This is a genomic window from Mucilaginibacter angelicae, from assembly GCF_042434235.1.
Classification (GTDB): Bacteria; Bacteroidota; Bacteroidia; order Sphingobacteriales; family Sphingobacteriaceae; genus Mucilaginibacter; species Mucilaginibacter angelicae.
This window is the reverse complement of the sequence record NZ_JBHLTS010000021.1, coordinates 524,742-542,007: the sequence shown is the minus strand read 5'-3', so window position 1 is coordinate 542,007 and position 17,266 is coordinate 524,742. Positions and strand designations below refer to the sequence as shown.

Genomic DNA, 17,266 nt, shown 5'->3' with positions numbered 1-17,266 from the left:
TTTTGCCCCAAAATTTTTAAGGATGCAGAGTTACCAGGAATTTCTTGACTTAAGTGTAGGTTTTCCACAAGATGGTTTTGAGATCATCGATGATGAACTATACTTTCAGGACCTAAATTTGATGGAGATGATTGAAACGTATGGTACCCCCCTACGCTTTACTTATCTGCCTATGATATCCAAAAAGATCCAGCAGGCTAAACTGCTGTTTCAACAGGCTATCATCAAAAACAATTATCGCGGCAGCTATAAATACTGCTATTGTACCAAGAGCTCACATTTCAGGCATATTGTTGAAGAAGCCCTGAAAAATGAGATCCACCTGGAAACATCGTCGGCATTTGATATGCCAATGATTGATGCTTTGGAGAAAAAAGGCACTGTAACAAAGGATATAACCGTAATTTGTAACGGTTTTAAAACTTTTCAGTACAAAACATATATTATTGATATGCTGCATGATGGTTTCAAAAACATCATCCCGGTATTGGATAATAAAGAAGAGTTTAACCTCTACGATGATGAAATTGAGATGGATACCCCTTGTAACCTGGGCATCCGGATAGCAGCTGAAGAGCAGCCTGATTCGCAATTTTATACATCACGTTTAGGTGTACGCATGGAAGATGTTATTGATTTTTATCATAACAAAATTGAGGATAACCCTAACTTCCAGGTTAAGCTGTTGCATTTCTTCATCAACTCCGGTATCTCTGATACACCATACTACTGGAATGAGCTGGAAAAATATGTAACCCTTTACTGCAAGTTCAAAAAAGTAAATCCGCATTTGGATACACTTGATATTGGCGGCGGTATGCCATTTAAAGACTCGCTGGTTTTCGATTTTGATTATGAGTACATGATCAATGAAATTGTAAGCCGGATTAAAGAGATCTGTGCCGAGCACGATACCATGGAACCGGATATCATTACCGAATTTGGTAAATATACTGTAGCCGAGGCTTCGGGTATCCTGTACAAAGTATTAGGCCGTAAACAACAGAATGACCGCGAACGCTGGCTGATGCTTGACGGTTCGTTCATCACTAACTTACCTGATGTTTGGGCATTGAACCAAAAATATATCCTGTTACCGGTTAATAACTGGGATTCGGAATACGAGCGTGTAAACCTCGGTGGTATCACCTGCGACGGGCAGGATTATTACAACCAGGAGGCGCATATGAACAGCGTATTTATGCCTAAAACACGTAAGGTGCAGTATTTAGGCTTCTTTAACACAGGTGCTTACCAGGAGGTATTAAGTGGTTACGGTGGTATCCACCACTGCCTGCTGCCATCACCTAAGCATGTGATCATTCGCCGTAACAGGGACGAAACTTTCAACTTTGAAGTATTTGGCGAAGAACAGAATAGTAAACAAGTATTAAAAATCCTGGGCTATACTACTTAATTGTCTGGTATAACAACATAAACAAAAAAGGTGGCCAAATGGTCACCTTTTTTGTTTTGTTAACGGCCTATTGTGCCATCACCAACGCCTGCTCCCTCAACGTTCTGATCCGGAAGATCGGCCAGGCTGCCATCCTCATGTAAAACCCTAAAATGCAATTTTTGAGGACCTTTAGTTTCGAGGCAGGGGTTCCTTCTAACAGCATTGTTATAGCTGTCATTGATATGGCTCCCCATTGCCCCTTTAATATTGTCCTGTCCGCGGGCAGGGTTATTATCTCTATAATCAATCATGATTATACCCTCCTTTTATTAAATCCCTTCAGTGCCGGGCTCATGACCAAGCATACGGCCAGTTGTGCGGCCATGCGGACGGCTCTCAAAATCGGTTTTGGCCGGACCTACCGAAGGAAACTCCTTTTTATTCGGTGGCGTTACATCAGTTTGCTCACTGAACGAAGTATCTGCGCTCCTGTTAGGCTGGTCAACTTCCGATTGACTATGAGTTCCTACTCTTTCTTTCTCAGGCTTTTCTACCTCAGGTTTTTCGTCATAGTCAACAATATCATCTGTCTCGTCCAAATTATCATCGTCGCTTTCAAGATCGCGGTTTGGATAAACTTCACCACCATTTACGGAAAATGAATTGGTGCTGTTTTTAAAATCATTGCTGTTGTTATCCTGGTTTCCCCAGTTCTCATTATTGGTATTCATAGGTTTTAATTTTAGTTATTATTAAATTAAACCTACAAATCAATTGTATTGTTTTATTTTTTATCTTTTTAAGAAAATACTTTTCAACTGCAAAGCCTACTATTGCTTACGTATGTGACAAAGATTGTCAGGATTGTTTGTGGAATTTTTTACGTAAGAATGTATAACCGCATCTCCTGAACGGGCACACTATACACCATTTAATGGCGCCAATTTTGAAAACAGGAAATGCTTTGCCTTTACGTATTTAAAACGTTTTTAGAAATTAAAAAGTATGCTGAGGACAAGTTACTTTATACCTGTTATTAAGCAGGATGCCTAATACAATTTCATGCGAACCGTGGCTCACCGTGTTTAAGGCCGATGTAGTAAAATCATAAGAGTAGCCAACATTGATCAGTGAGCTGAGGTTAAACCCTACCAATGCCGCGTATGAATCATTACGGCGGTATGAGCCGCCTATCCAGAATTTATCCCTGAACGACATTTTCATATTCACATCAAAAGTTACCGGAACCGGCGCTATAAACTTCAGCAAAGCCGAAGGCATCAGCGTAATATCGTCAGATACGAAAAGCTTAACACCGCCGGTCACAAAATAATGTGGTACGGTTTTATTTTGCACTGCTGTTGTTGAGGTGGTTACATATAAATTTTGCGGCAGGATCTGTTGTACCGATGCCCCAAAGAAGTAATTAGACGAATATGCCCATACACCTATACCCAAATCAGGTTTCCATTGTGAGCCCGTGATGTTATTGATGGTAGGGTCGTTCTGATCAACATAAGTAAGCTTGCTGACATCAATTACGTTATGACTTACCCCTGCCGATACACCGACAGCTAAATTTAAGGTTTCGGTAAGCCCAAGGTGATAAGCATACGTAGCATCGATATTGGTTTGTGTTATTGGGCCGGTTTTATCAGACACAACCATTAAACCAACCCCATGATGCGGTTCAGCAGCCATATAATTTTGTGTGTATGACCTGCTTGAAGGGTTTAAACCTCCGCCCGCAGGAAAGGCTGTAGCATCGCCCTGTAAAAACCTGTTGCCTATAGGCGCGTTTACCGAAAAATAAGATGTTACCGGTGCGCCTTCAAGTCCTGTCCATTGACTGCGGTAGCCCAATTTTACATCGGTATAATTTTCAATACCGCTCAATGCAGGATTTAAGAGGTAATTGTTGAATACGTATTGAGTGTACTGCGGTCGTTGCTGGGCTTTTGCCAATTGAGTTGTTACAGCAATAACTATTAAAGTATATAAAATTCGCTTCATTTTTATTTGATAATGGTCACATTACCTGCAATAACCTCTCGGCCATTCTTGGGGTCAATAATATAATAATAAGTTCCGGGAGGCAAATATGAGCCATTGTATCGTCCATCCCACGGTACACTATAACCAATTGACGAATATACCCTTTCTCCGTATCGGTTGTATACTTCAACCTTATTATTTGGATAACTTTCTAAATTTTTAACATCCCAAAAGTCATTTACCCCATCTCCATTAGGTGTAAATACATTGGGGACTACTAAAAACTTCAAAACCTTTACCGATACACTGGCCATAGCCTGGCATCCATGCCCCGATGTAACAACTACCTGGTAGGTAACATCCTGTGCAGGGCTTGCCACCGGATTGGCTACATCATCATGATCAAGGCCAGTTGCGGGCGTCCATTTATAGGTTAAGTTATTATCGTTCACTACAGGTTTTAAAACGTGCTTTGCGCCTTCAAGCATAGTAAAATCCGCTCCTAACGAAACAACAGGAGATGCATCTACCTTAATCTGCTGTATAACAGTATCAGCGCAGGCATCCTGGGTTGTATAGATGTAACTGATATCAAATACACCCGCACCGGAAACAGCCGGATTAAAAACACCATCTGTACTGATCCCTGTACCCGAAAACACGCCCGAGCCGGCGGGGCCTAAAAGATTTGGTACTAATTTTTTAGGCTCCGATTCGATACAAAAAACCGGTGCCTGATCAAAGGTTACCGTAGGCGATGCTTTTAAAGTAAACGGGATTTCTGCAACATCTGAACATGATGTACCTGAATATGCTATCGCCTTTAAAGTAACCTGGCGCGATCCTGTAGTAAATAAAGGATATTTATGCCGCAGCTGCATCCCAAATGCCGGGTGATCATAAACTACCATTGTTGACGGGTCGCTGCGGTCATAAGTAACCTCAAGCCGGGTGATCTCGCCGAAATTAACAGATGATTGATTTTTAAAAAACACTTCCTGGGCGCTGCATAAACCTGAGGGATCCTGAACCACTACTACAGCTTTTGGGTTACTGCCATTAATTGTCAGTAATTTGGGGGCCGAGGTAAAAGAGCAGCCATATTTTGAAGTAACCTTAAGCGTAACCTGGTAATTACCGGCCAAAAACTTATGTTTAGGATTTTTCCCGTAAGCAATATTAGCGTTGCCTGCAGTAGCATTAGGGTCGCCAAAATTCCACTCGTAAGTAAAATCAGCTTCGGTAGCATCGGCAATTGTGCTTTGATCAGTAAACTGGGCAAAGTCATCCTCACAGGCATCTGGCAATAAAAAATCAACTACTGGCACAGGATAAATGTTAACATGCAGCGGGGTTATATTACTTGTGCAGCCATTACTATTTGTTACAGTTAGCTTAACCAAATAATCTCCCGGTGTATTATACGTGTGGTTAAACGGATTTTTGCTCGTCAGGGTTTCAACCGGAGTGCCATCTCCGAAGTCCCATTGCCAGCTAACGATGTCTCCCTCGACAGATGTGGAGTTATCTGTAAACGTAACGTCCTGACCAGCACAGCCTGGCGATGAATAGCTAAACGATGCAACAGGAAGCTGTGATATGTGTATTTTTATTGGATCGGATGCACCGCCACAGCCATTTTCATTGGTAACAAACAATGTAACCATGTAATCGCCGGGCTGAGCATATTTGTGCACAGGGTTCTGCACTACATCGGTTATCCCATCGCCAAAATCCCATTTCCAGGTTTTAATTTGCCGTGTACCGGACGTTGACTGATCTGTAAATTGCACATCACCACCAAAACAGGTATTTGCATAACTGAACTTTACAACCGGCGGCACCGAGATATTAAAATCAAACTCTATATCCTCGTTCGATCCGCATTCGTCGGCAATTGGGTTAAATACGGTAGCCACTACGCTATAATCACCATCAATGAATACTTCATCTTTCGGATATTCATAGGTATAAAGCACTTTTGAATCCTTGATTATTGAACCTGTTGGTATTGGGTTATTTATAACAACCGCAGGACTGCCATCCTTAAAGTCCCAACTAATTTTATTGGTTTGGAATGGCAGTGTCAATTGCAGCTTGTAGTGTGTATCGGTACAGCCGTTTGCCTGTGTTGTATGATCTGCGGGGTTTAATAATGCAATAAACTCGTTAAGGTTTTTAAGGTTGGTACCCGCAGCGTAACCGTATGATTCGGTTTTGCCAAAGCCATAAGCAATAGCATTAAAGCCATCTGATGCTTTGATATTATGAACACCGGCGCTTACGCTAATTTGTGCATAGGAATAAACACTATTGGGTACTGCAGAAAACTGGGTATAAGGTTGCCCATCGAGCGAAAACGTTGGCACTGCAGCTGTTTTAATAATAACATTAATAAAATTATTCTGTATGAGGTAATTATGGGTTGAATTTAAGGTAACATGATCAAGCGTTTGCTCAATGGGTGTTAAATATATCATTTCAGGGTCGCCGATATCGCCGTTAATGAGCTGGCAATTTAACCCTTCGCCCTGGGTTACCGCGTATTGCACTACCTGGATTGGTTTATCAGCAGAGATAATATTAGTTGCAGTTGATGTAAACTCGTAATACAAACCATTAATTAATCCCCCCTGCGGCGCTGCCCCGTTTACAGTAACCTTGGTATCGGGCGAGCTAAGCACTATTCTTAAAATATCATAATTGCGTGTTTTTAAAGGCGCGGTTATATAATTTTTACCCCAAACCGCTAAAGGATAAACCTGCTGAAAAAGGTTATCTGATGATCCCTTATCCCCCTGGCATCCGATACTTATTTTTGAGCTGCCCGAAAAAACGGCAATTTTTTTACAGGCTCCGGTAGCGCTTACAATCGATCGGATGCGGGTGCCGGTTAAATCTGTAGCCGACAAGCCCTGGTATACCTCACCCTTTTTTAAATTTATAGTGAAAGCCTGGTTTGCAGGAATCCCGTTTAACAGTGCTTGCGATGGCGTTATTTCAACAGTGGTATTATCTTCTGTGGCTATTACTGCAAAGGTTGAATATGAGGGGACGCCTTCATTGTTTTTTGTACCGTTATTTGAATTAGATATTTGTTTGTAATTAATGGAGAGATAATCTTTACCAAGGGTATTAACCGGGAGCAAAAGCGTTGCACCGGATACATTCTCCGCAAAAATATGCGCGTAAACAGCTATTGGTTTTAACGAAGTGATGTGAATCCCTTTTAAGAATTGCCCCTGGCCCCCTATGAATGCACTGGGAGGAATATCCACGGTTAATATATTATTCGCATTGACCTGGTAAGTACTTGGGGAACTGTCATCCGCAACCCCAACAGTTACAGTAGTATTTACATCGGCGGTTATATAAAGTTCCATCTGGCTGCCCCTACCCAACGCGTTAGGGCTGCCGGCAGCACCGTCAATATGATCAATATAGGCTGTGTAAAACTCTGTACCCTGGTTTGATGAACCCTGCGCATAAGTACAAACAACAAAGCATATGAAAGCAAACGCGAGACCTAACGCCCGCAAAAAGTTTATCCTGCTCAAAGGTGTTCAGTTGAATTTGATTTGGTAGCATTAAACTACCCTTTAAAAGTACAAAAACCTTTATTGATACAACACGATAACTATGTAAAATTAACCATGCTGTTTAATAGCCCGGTCGGTTTCATAATTTGCTGTATTTACTTTATAAGTAAGCTCAAGGTTTTGCTTTCGCAGATCATAAACTTCCAGGGCGTTTTGAATGGTATATTTCATGTCGTCGCTTTGCCAGGGTTTAGCTATGGTTTTGTGAACTATGCCCATGTTAACAACATCAGCAACAATATTGCTGTCTGAAAAACCTGTCAGTAAAACCCTGATGGTGCGGGGATTAGTTTGGGTGGCCAGTTCAAGAAAACTAATACCTGTGCTGCCCGGCATCAGTTGATTAATAATAACTACAGCTATTTCATTTAAGGCAAGCAAATGGCGGCCTCCGGTCATTGTTGACGCTGTGTAAACAGCAAATAAATGCTTGTACTGATTTTTAAATTCATCAAGCTTGCATACTGTGTCATCAATATACAGCACACCCGCCTGCGCGATGCTTTGGTTCATTAAAATTGGTTTATTAAAGGCGAAGCCCTTTGTTCTTTAAATTTAAGCTGATAATTTAAAAAAACAAATAAGCTACCTTAAAAAAACTTGTCCGGATTAGGTACCAGGTTCAGGAACGATTCAAAGTTTTCTTCGTAATGGGATTGATCAAGCTTGTAGTAAAACGCCCCTTTTTTTGATGAAAGCTTATCCTTTTCAGGAAGCTTTACAAGCAGGCCTGTTGAAAGCAGCTTGCGGCTAAAGTTCCTGTCGTCAAACTTGGTTTGATAAACACCTTCATAAAGCGCCTGCAGCTGCGGGATGGTGAATTTCTCGGGCAATAACTGGAATAATATCGGGTGGAGCGCAGCTTTATAACGTAGTTGTCTTTTAGCCAGGCGCACCATTTCATTGTGGTCAAATATCAGGTCGGGCATTTCATCCAGCAAAAACCACTCAGGATGATACTCTTCACTCAGTTGAGCTTCATATTGATGGATATCAATAAGTGCGAAATAAGCAACAGAAAGGGTTCTTTCTACCGGGTCGCGTTCTGGTTTACCAAATACCTGGAACTGCTCCATATAAACGTTCTTAAGTCCGGTACGCAATTCAAGCACACGATTTGCTGCATCCTCCGGCGATTCGGTTGGTTTTATAAAACCACCTATCAGGCTCCATTTGTGTTTTTCGGGCTCCAAACCACGCTGAACAAGCAATAATTTGATATTAGCTCCGTCAAATCCGAATATGATACAATCTGTTGCTACTAAAAGGCGCGTTTCGCCACTGTACTTATGCATAACTTAGGTTAAGTTTATATGCAATGGTAAAAATAATTTAGCAATTATTTAGTGTTAATCGGACAACTATTTTATAAGTTCGTAATTTATCAACCTAAATTAAAATGATTTATCACACCCGGATAAAAAAATGGGGTAAGTTTTTGATATATGGGGTATCTTTTATAATAATTTCCAACGCTATTATCAGAATTTATTTAACCCATAGCAGACAAACAACTGATCTTTTTTATCTGATATCATCCATGCTTGCATTCGGTACTGTCGTAGCTTATTATTTACTGACATTGCTTTTAAATCATATAACTAACAGTATTGGTAATCTTTTAGATGCCCTGCTTTTATATATCTCCTCCGAAATTGCATTTTTATTTACCGGGGATTACTGCTGTCTGTTTGGCCTCAGGTATATCTTTCACTGGTATACCGAACAAATCGACACCGATATTCTTCATTTCCGAATCAATTTTGAAATCGCCCTTTCAACCTCATTCATGATATCAGCTATTATTTATTTTATAGTTGCCCAGGCATTTAACAATAAAAGATCAGCTAACTCTTTTACCCTGAAGCAATAGATCCATTGCATCATCAAATGATCCTGCCCTGATCACCTCGCCTGAATTTACAAAGAAGATCTCATCAGCATTTTCAATTGTATTTAAACGATGTGCTATGATCACCCTTGTGGTAGTTTCAGGCAGGTTATCTAAAATATCGCTCAATAATTTTTCGGTAATGGTATCAATGTTGGCTGTAGCTTCATCCAGTATCAAAATCTCCGGATTGCGTAAAACAGCCCGCATAAAGGCAATAAGCTGCTTTTGCCCTAAACTGATGCTATCACCTCCCGATAAAACTTTGGTATCCAATCCCTCTTCAAAAATTGCCAGCAGGTTGCCCAAATTAGCATCCCTGATCATCTGTTCCATTTCTTCGTTGGTATGATCCTTAAAAAGCTCATTGCCATACAGAATGTTATCCCTTACCGTACCGGTAAACAGGAAGGGCTCCTGCAAAATAAACCCTATCTTTTGGCTGCGTTCCTCGGCTGTGAGGCTCCTGATATCTTTGCCGCCAAGCAATACCAAACCTTTAGTTGGGTCATATAAACGTGCTATCAATGAAGCAGTTGTTGTTTTACCACCACCTGTCGGGCCAACCAAGGCATAAGTTTTGCCACGCTCCAATTTAAAGCAGATATTATGCAATATCTCCCGGCTTTCGTCATAACTGAAATGCACATGTCTGAACTCCAGTAAAGCGGCATCAGGTTCGCTAATACCTGTTTCAAGTACAGGAAGATCTGTTTCAAGGGATAAGATCTGTGAAATCCTGTCCCAGCCGGCCATCGCCAGCTGGAAGTTTGTCCAAAGTGCTGCCAGTTGCCTTAAAGGGTTATAAAAGTTAGTTACATAAGTGAAGTAAGCTACCAGCATACCTATAGTAAACGGGCTGTTTTGAATAAGATAGATCCCAAAACATAACACGATAAGCTGGCCAATACTGGCAAAAAGGCCATAAACCGGCACAAACACGTTATTAGCCAAACCCGAGCCAATGGCTGTTTTATAGTTTTGGTTGTTGGCGATATTAAATCGTTTCCGGAAATAATCGCGCCGGTTAAAAGCAATAATCACTTTAAAATTATTAATGCTCTCCTGGATCTCTCCGCTCAGTGCACCGGTACTTTTTAAATTCGCGGCGTTTTTTCTTTTTATCCATGGCGATAACACCAACGTTAAAAACAGGATAAACAATGCCGGAGATAAAGCTGCTGCTCCCAGCTCAATATTGATAGCCAGCAAAAAAACACCGGCACCAATCATGGTTGAGATATTGCCGATAAACTGCATCAGTGATTGAGAGAAAAATTGATTAAGCTTATCGGTATCGTTATTTACCCTCGATATCAGATCGCCTGCTTTGTTTTGATTAAAGAAGGCCACCGGCAATTGCTGTAATTTATTAAAGATAGAATTACGCAGGGTAAACAACATCCTTTGCCCCACCCCACCCATTAGCGTGGTTTGCTTATAGCTGGTAAATAAAGCCACCAGGTACATGCAAAACAAAATAGCCGCATTATGCAAAACGCCGTTAAAATCCTTATGTTGCACGTATTTATCTATTGTATGGCCAATAATAAGCGGCCCAAGCAGGTTAAGTGTAGAGTTGGTAAGGATGGCAAAAAAAGCAATGATGAGCGTGCGCTTTTCATGGGCAATAAGCTGGAGCAGCTTTTTTAACCCGGCCAGCGTCGATGTCTTTTGCTGATTTTTACCTAAGTGGTTAAGATCGTAGTTCATTGTAATCAATATTTTTTCGGGTATCAGCGTAATGTTTAGTGATTGACGCCCTGTTCATAGTTGCTGGTGCTTTGCTGTGAGTTAAAGATCTGCACATAGTCCGGACTGGTTTTCATCAGCTCATCATGTACGCCGGTAGCCACAATTTCGCCCTGCATTAGTAAAATAATCTGGTCGTAATGCTCAACAGAAGCAATTTTCTGGGTTACCGATATCAGCGTTAAACCAGGATAGTTTTTTTGGATATTGGCCAGGATGTTCCTTTCGGTATTGTTATCAACCCTTGCGGTAAAATCGTCGAGCAGCAAAACCTTGGGATTAACAGCAAGCGCCCGGGCCAGCATAATGCGCTGTTTTTGACCACCTGAAAGACTTGAGCCACGTTCAGAGACAATAGTACTCAACTTATCGGGCAGGTTATCTATAAACGTGCTTAACTCGGCCGTTTCAATAGCTTTTTTCAGCGATTCATCAGTCACGGTATCGCTGAAAGCTATATTTTCACGGATACTCATGTTAAAAATGATGCTGTCCTGGAAAACGAACCCAACCTGCCTGTGAAAGGTTTCACTATCGTATTCGGCAAGGGCTTTACCGTCAAACAACACATCGCCTGCTGTGGCATTGATCAGGCCTGTGAGTAAATACAACAACTGTGTTTTACCGGCAGACGTTGGCCCGATGATAGCAATTTTTGAACCCGCCTTAACTTTAAATGAAACGTTTTTCAATGCTGATTTTTGCCCGTAGCTTACCGTAACATTCTTAAGCTCAACATCGCCTCGTAAGGTATCTTTTAACGGGCCACCGTCTGTAACATCCGGTGCGTTCAAAACAAGGCTGATCCGCGTAAACGAAGCCGTGGCCTGGGCTATCAGGTTACTCATAAAGCCCAGGATAAATATCGGAAAGATCAATAACGAAAGGTAACTGTTAAAAGCTGCGAAACTACCCAAAGTCATGCTGCCGCTGATCACGAAATGCCCGCCCATTACCAAAATAGTAAATGCAGCCATATTAGCCGTAAACGTCACAATGGGAATAAGCCCGGCAAAGAAACCAAGGATCCTTAAGCCATAATCCTTTGCCTCGGTATTAGCAGCCAGAAATTTGTTGTATTCAAGCTGCTGCGAATTGATCACCCTGATAAGTGCGGCACCGAGAATACTTTCATTAATTACCTTATTAAGCTGGTCGATAACGCCCCGGCTTTTCATGAACAGGGCGCGCACATTTTTCAAAACATAAAAAAACGTACCGCCAATGATAGGAATAATGGTAATTACTACCAGTGCAAGCTTCCAGTTAATGGTAAGCAGCATCACACTGCAGCCAATAATAATAAACAACGATGATACAATAGAAACCAACGCCTGCGATACAAACAGCTTGATTGAATCAATATCAGAAGTAAGATTAGTTAACAGTTTTGATGGATTCGCCTGTTCGATAAAAGCATGGGTTTGGCGCGATATTTTATCAGCCAGTTGCTGCCGCAGGTCACGCGCTACTTTTTCGGATGCAAAGATCTGAACTATAGCCTGTAGCCCCGCAAATAAAAACACCACTACGGTTGCCGTCAGGAATTTGGCCATAACCTCATTGAGCACAAAATGATGATTGGAGTAAGCATCAATACCGTTGGCTATAATTTTAGGCAGCCAAAGGTTCATGGCATTACCCAGCAAGGCAAATAGCAGCAATAACGCCACAAGCCCTTTATATGGTTTCAGCAAACTAAATACACCGGGAGGTTTACTGTTTGGTTTTTTTGTAGGATCAGGTTGCATATGATCTTTAATTTATAATTCTCTTCTTGCGATCTCAAATCGCGCCTTTATTATGGTTGACGATTGAGCCCGCAAAACATTTTTATTCCATTTAAAATTATCGAAATAAATCAGAACGAAGCTGTAAGCTATTTTTATTTTTCAAATACTTCCATTTCGATATAGTTTCGCAAATATATTTCTATTTAGGAGTAATTAAAACATTTTAGAAATATATTTTTAATTTTACATCCAAACCGGAATAAAATGAAACCAATAGTGCAATTAGTTGAAGAATGGACTGCTTTTGAAGAAGTGAGCGAGCAAACAACTGTGGAAGCGTTTTGCAGGTATTATCTGCAAAAGCAGCGTGCAAAACCCAGGCAGCCCGGCAAAAAAGGTGAGCGCATTATGAACGGCGGTTACCTTCTTAAAACCCTTGGCCGGATTTTGAGCGCTTATTCACTTTATTTCCGGTCGGCGGTTAATTACATCAGCGCCCCTCCTGCCGAAAGCTTTTACTATCTGAACGGCTTGCTGCACCTGGGCGAGGTAAGAAAAAGCGACCTCATTAATTATATGTTTGCCGAAACAACTACAGGTATGGAGGTTATTAACCGGCTCATCCGTGAAAACAAGATAGATGAACGCACTTCACCCGATGATAAGCGTGCTAAACTGATCAAGATAACCGAGAAAGGTACTGCAGCGCTGGATGAATACTATAAAATTGCAGGCAAGGTAGTTGAAATGACCTTTAAAGGTATCGACGATGATATTTTAACTGATTGCTACGAAATGCTTAAATACTGCGAGCAACGCAACTCCGCAATAGCTATCGAACTAAAAAACAAACCTTTCGACCAGATGTATGAGCATGCAATGGCCGATAAAGCTTAACTTTCGCTACTGCTAATAAAATTAACTATGAGCATTGCTTTCAATCCCCAAACAGCATATACATTAGAAGATGACAGGGTATTATTACGCCCCTTACAGGAAACTGATCTGGAATACCTGATGCCATTTGCCCTTAATGAACCCGATACCTGGAATTATTCACTCACAAGCGCCGCCGGTGAGGATGGAATGCGGGCTTATATAAAAGCTGCTGTTAACGGCCGTGCTACAGGCAAAGAATACCCTTTTATTGTATTTGATAAAACAAGCAGCGAGTATGCAGGCAGTACTCGTTTTTATGATATCCAGCCACAATATCAAACATTACAGTTAGGCTATACCTGGTACGGCGAAAAATTCAGGGGATTGGGGCTCAACAAACATTGTAAGTTTTTACTGCTTCAGTTTGCCTTTGAGCAACTGGGAATGGAACGTGTAGAATTCAGGGCCGATACCCGTAACCAGCGGAGCATAGCCGCCATGAAAGGCATTGGCTGTATAGTTGAAGGCGTTTTGCGAAGCCATACGCCACTTGCCGATGGTACCCGCCGCGACTCGATAGTGCTCAGCATTTTAAAAACTGAGTGGGAATATAAGGTAAAGGACGACTTGAAAAGCCGGCTTTAAACTCAATGTCAGCTAAAAGTAAAGATGGCATAATACTTGAACATTCAATGGCCGGGCTTGGTAACAACCCCGGCTTTTTCGTATCTATACCATAAAAAAACATCTGTGGACAATATCCTCAATATCTCCAATCTAAGTAAAACATACCAAAGTGCCGGTCGTACGCTCACCGTGCTCGATCAAATAAACTTTTCAGTAGCAGTCGGTTCAACCAACGCAATTGTTGGCCCCTCAGGCAGCGGAAAAACCACCTTGCTTGGTCTTTGTGCCGGGCTCGACCGCTCAACTTCAGGCACTGTTGAGCTCAACGGCATCAACCTCAACAAACTTACAGAAGATCAGCGTGCGCAGGTGCGCAATCAGCACGTAGGTTTCATATTCCAGAATTTCCAGCTGTTACCTACACTAACTGCCCTCGAAAACGTCATGGTGCCGCTCGAGCTCAGGGGCGAAAAAAATATCAAAGCAAGGGCATTGGATCTTTTGGATAAGGTAGGCTTATCAGAGCGTGGACATCATTACCCGCTCCAGCTTTCGGGCGGCGAGCAGCAGCGTGTATCGCTGGCACGCGCTTTTTCAAATGCTCCCCGGATCCTGTTTGCAGATGAACCTACAGGAAACCTTGATGCCGAAACCAGCGACAAAGTGATCAAGCTCATTTTCGATTTGAATAAAGAAGCAGGTACTACCCTTGTGGTGGTAACGCACGATCTTGAACTGGCAGCTAAAACGCAGCGCATCATCAGGATTAAGGGCGGCAAACTGATTGCTGACGAAAAAACCATTAACGGATAAGCTAATGGACAATATTGCTGTTGATTTTAAAAGAAAGATAAATATTCCCTGGCTGTTTCGTATGGCCTGGCGCGATAGCAGGCGCAACCGCTCAAGGCTGTTCCTTTTTATATCGGCCATTGTATTTGGGATAGCTGCATTAGTGGCTATTTACTCGTTCAAATACAACGTACAAAATGATGTGAACGACCAGGCCGCAACGCTGATCGGTGCCGATCTGGCCATATCAGGCAACAAACCGGTTGACGATAAATTAAAACATCTGCTCGATTCGTTAGGCGATGAGCGTTCACAGGAACGGAGCTTTGCATCCATGCTCTATTTTCCGCGCACTAAAGGTACCAGGTTGGTGCAGATCAGGGCTTTACAGGGAGGTTTTCCCTATTATGGTACTTTAGAAACCACCCCCGAAGCTGCCGGCCTTAATTTTAAACAAGGCAAAATGGCATTGGTTGATAAAACCCTGATGCTGCAGTTCAACGCCAAAGTAGGCGATTCGGTAAAAGTGGGCAACCTCAGTTTCCTCATTGCGGGAATCCTGAACAAAGCACCCGGACAAAGCGGTGTAATGGCAGGTATAGCGCCGGTGGTTTATGTTCCCATGCAATACCTGGAGCAAACCGGGCTTGTAAAAATTGGCAGCCGCGTTAATTACAGTTTTTACTACAAGTTCAATGCATCAGTAAATGTAGATAAGCTCAGCAAAAAGATTGACCCAATGCTTGACAGAGCAGGAATGCGCTTTGAAACCATCGAAACCAAAAAAGATAATACCGGGCGTGCCTTTGGCGATTTGAGCCGCTTTTTATCATTGGTTGGTTTTGTGGCATTATTGCTGGGTTGCGTAGGCGTAGCCAGCGCTATCCACATTTATGTAAAGGAAAAAATTGCATCAATTGCCATTATGCGCTGCCTGGGTGTTAAATCATCCGAGGCATTTTTGATCTACCTGATACAAATTGTAGGAATTGGGATCATCGGTTCAGTTACCGGGGCTATCCTCGGCACGGCCGTTCAGCATTTACTACCATTAGTGTTTAAAGACTTTTTACCGTTCACGATTTCTGTACAAATATCGTGGATGGCTATAGGCCAGGGCATTTTGCTGGGTGTGATCATATCCATCCTGTTTGCCTTACTGCCTTTAATCTCTGTACGGAATATATCACCACTTAATACGCTCCGCATCTCATTTGATGAAACCGTTAACAGGCGCGATCCCTTACGATGGCTGGTTTATTTACTGATATTGATCTTCGTGATAGCCTTTACCTATCTACAATTAGATAGCGTAATAGGCAGTATCCTGTTTACACTCGGTATCCTGATTGCGTTTATGATCCTTACGGCAACGGCCTGGTTGCTGATGCGTATCACCAAAACCATTATCAAAGGCTCCTGGAGTTATCTGTGGCGACAGGGTTTTGCCAATTTATACCGTCCCAATAATCAAACTATTATCCTTATTGTATCCATTGGGCTAAGTACCATGTTTATCTGCACGCTTTATTTTGTGCAGGCATTATTGGTACAGCAGGTTAATCTTTCAACCAGCGGCAATCAATCAAACATGATCCTGTTTGATATCCAGAACAGCCAGGAAAAGGGTGTTGTTCAATTAACAAAACAGCAGGGGCTTCCCGTGTTACAGCAGGTGCCTATAGTAACCATGCGCATTGAACAGATCAACGGCAAAACTGCTGCCGATCTTACCAAAGACAGCACTATCAAAATACAGCATGGCGTGTTTGCATGGGAATACCGGGTTACCTTCAGGGATTCGTTAACCGCATCTGAAAAACTACTGAACGGTAAATGGATTGGCAAGGCCGATCCTTCAAAAGAGATCCCTGTATCTGTTGAAGAAAACCTGTCAAAAAGAGGGAACCTTAAAATTGGTGATAAAATAGTATTTAATGTACAGGGCGTACAGATGCCTGCCTACGTAGCCAGCATCCGCAAGGTTAATTGGGGCAAGGTACAAACCAATTTCCAGGTAGTTTTCCCAAAAGGGGTACTGGAAGATGCACCGCAATTTCATGTATTGATGACGCACGTACCATCAAACAAAATATCGGCAGCTTTCCAGCAGTTGGTAGTACGCGCCTATCCCAATGTTTCCATCATCGATCTTGGCTTAATTTTAAGTGTTGTTGATGAGCTGTTAAGTAAAATAAGTTATGTTATCCGTTTCATGAGCGCTTTCAGTATTATAACGGGTATTGTTGTATTAATCGCATCGGTCCGCATCAGCAAGTATCAGCGTATCCAGGAAAGTGTATTATTACGAACCCTCGGGGCAAGTCGTAAGCAAATATTGGCTATAACCGCGTTGGAATATTGGTTTTTGGGCAGTTTATCAGCATTGACCGGAATCCTGATAGCCTTTGCAGGCACATATTTCCTGGCAAAATATAGTTTTGAAATACCTTACAGCGTGAATATATTACCGGCTCTTGTGTTATTTTTGATAGTCAGTTTGCTAACGGTTGTTATTGGCCTGCTGAACAGCCGCGGGGTGTTAAACAAACCACCGCTGGAAATTTTAAGAACAAACGCCTAAGCGCATTGTATTTAT

The 17,266-nt window shown here is 42.0% G+C and carries 13 protein-coding genes; 5 read left to right on the top strand and 8 right to left on the bottom strand.

The annotated features are described in order from the left end of the window. The first annotated feature begins 22 nt into the window (after positions 1 to 22). Positions 23 to 1,417 (top strand): arginine decarboxylase, encoded by a 1,395-nt coding sequence (locus ACFFGT_RS11790; RefSeq protein ID WP_377022733.1) that lies wholly within the window; start codon positions 23 to 25, stop codon positions 1,415 to 1,417. 59 nt (positions 1,418 to 1,476) lie between these two features. Here ACFFGT_RS11790 and ACFFGT_RS11785 read toward each other — a convergent pair whose 3' ends face one another. The 8 genes from ACFFGT_RS11785 to ACFFGT_RS11750 form a co-directional block, all read right to left on the bottom strand. Further along, the gene (locus ACFFGT_RS11785) at positions 1,477 to 1,710 is read right to left on the bottom strand and encodes a hypothetical protein (protein WP_377022732.1); all 234 of its coding nucleotides are present in this window, start codon (positions 1,708 to 1,710) and stop codon (positions 1,477 to 1,479) included. 18 nt (positions 1,711 to 1,728) lie between these two features. Beyond that, positions 1,729 to 2,130, bottom strand: a complete 402-nt coding sequence (locus ACFFGT_RS11780; RefSeq protein ID WP_377022731.1) for a hypothetical protein — start codon at positions 2,128 to 2,130, stop codon at positions 1,729 to 1,731. Positions 2,131 to 2,395: 265 nt separating this feature from the next. After that, positions 2,396 to 3,412 carry a PorP/SprF family type IX secretion system membrane protein gene (locus ACFFGT_RS11775; protein ID WP_377022730.1) on the bottom strand — a complete coding sequence of 339 codons (1,017 nt, stop codon included), beginning with the start codon at positions 3,410 to 3,412 and terminating at the stop codon, positions 2,396 to 2,398. 2 nt (positions 3,413 to 3,414) lie between these two features. Beyond that, positions 3,415 to 6,951, bottom strand: a complete 3,537-nt coding sequence (locus ACFFGT_RS11770; RefSeq protein ID WP_377022729.1) for a PKD domain-containing protein — start codon at positions 6,949 to 6,951, stop codon at positions 3,415 to 3,417. Positions 6,952 to 7,041: 90 nt separating this feature from the next. After that, positions 7,042 to 7,506 (bottom strand): response regulator, encoded by a 465-nt coding sequence (locus ACFFGT_RS11765; protein WP_377022728.1) that lies wholly within the window; start codon positions 7,504 to 7,506, stop codon positions 7,042 to 7,044. A 77-nt stretch (positions 7,507 to 7,583) separates the two neighbouring features. Then, a complete protein-coding gene (locus ACFFGT_RS11760; RefSeq protein ID WP_377022727.1) occupies positions 7,584 to 8,288 on the bottom strand; it encodes an NUDIX hydrolase in 705 nt (234 codons plus the stop codon). A 548-nt stretch (positions 8,289 to 8,836) separates the two neighbouring features. Further along, positions 8,837 to 10,597: an ABC transporter ATP-binding protein gene (locus ACFFGT_RS11755; protein ID WP_377022726.1), complete on the bottom strand. Its 1,761-nt coding sequence runs from the start codon at positions 10,595 to 10,597 to the stop codon at positions 8,837 to 8,839. A gap of 35 nt (positions 10,598 to 10,632) precedes the next feature. Beyond that, complete coding sequence (locus tag ACFFGT_RS11750; protein WP_377022725.1) at positions 10,633 to 12,387, bottom strand: ABC transporter ATP-binding protein; 1,755 nt, start codon at positions 12,385 to 12,387, stop codon at positions 10,633 to 10,635. Positions 12,388 to 12,633: 246 nt separating this feature from the next. Between ACFFGT_RS11750 and ACFFGT_RS11745 the strand changes: the two genes are divergently transcribed. From ACFFGT_RS11745 to ACFFGT_RS11730, 4 genes are all read left to right on the top strand, one after another. Continuing rightward, complete coding sequence (locus tag ACFFGT_RS11745) at positions 12,634 to 13,266, top strand: MarR family winged helix-turn-helix transcriptional regulator (protein ID WP_377022724.1); 633 nt, start codon at positions 12,634 to 12,636, stop codon at positions 13,264 to 13,266. A 27-nt stretch (positions 13,267 to 13,293) separates the two neighbouring features. Next, positions 13,294 to 13,893 carry a GNAT family N-acetyltransferase gene (locus ACFFGT_RS11740; RefSeq protein WP_377022723.1) on the top strand — a complete coding sequence of 200 codons (600 nt, stop codon included), beginning with the start codon at positions 13,294 to 13,296 and terminating at the stop codon, positions 13,891 to 13,893. 105 nt (positions 13,894 to 13,998) lie between these two features. Next, complete coding sequence (locus tag ACFFGT_RS11735; protein ID WP_377022722.1) at positions 13,999 to 14,688, top strand: ABC transporter ATP-binding protein; 690 nt, start codon at positions 13,999 to 14,001, stop codon at positions 14,686 to 14,688. 4 nt (positions 14,689 to 14,692) lie between these two features. Then, entirely contained in the window at positions 14,693 to 17,251 is a 2,559-nt protein-coding gene (locus ACFFGT_RS11730; protein WP_377022721.1) for an ABC transporter permease, read from the top strand. Positions 17,252 to 17,266: the final 15 nt, after the last annotated feature.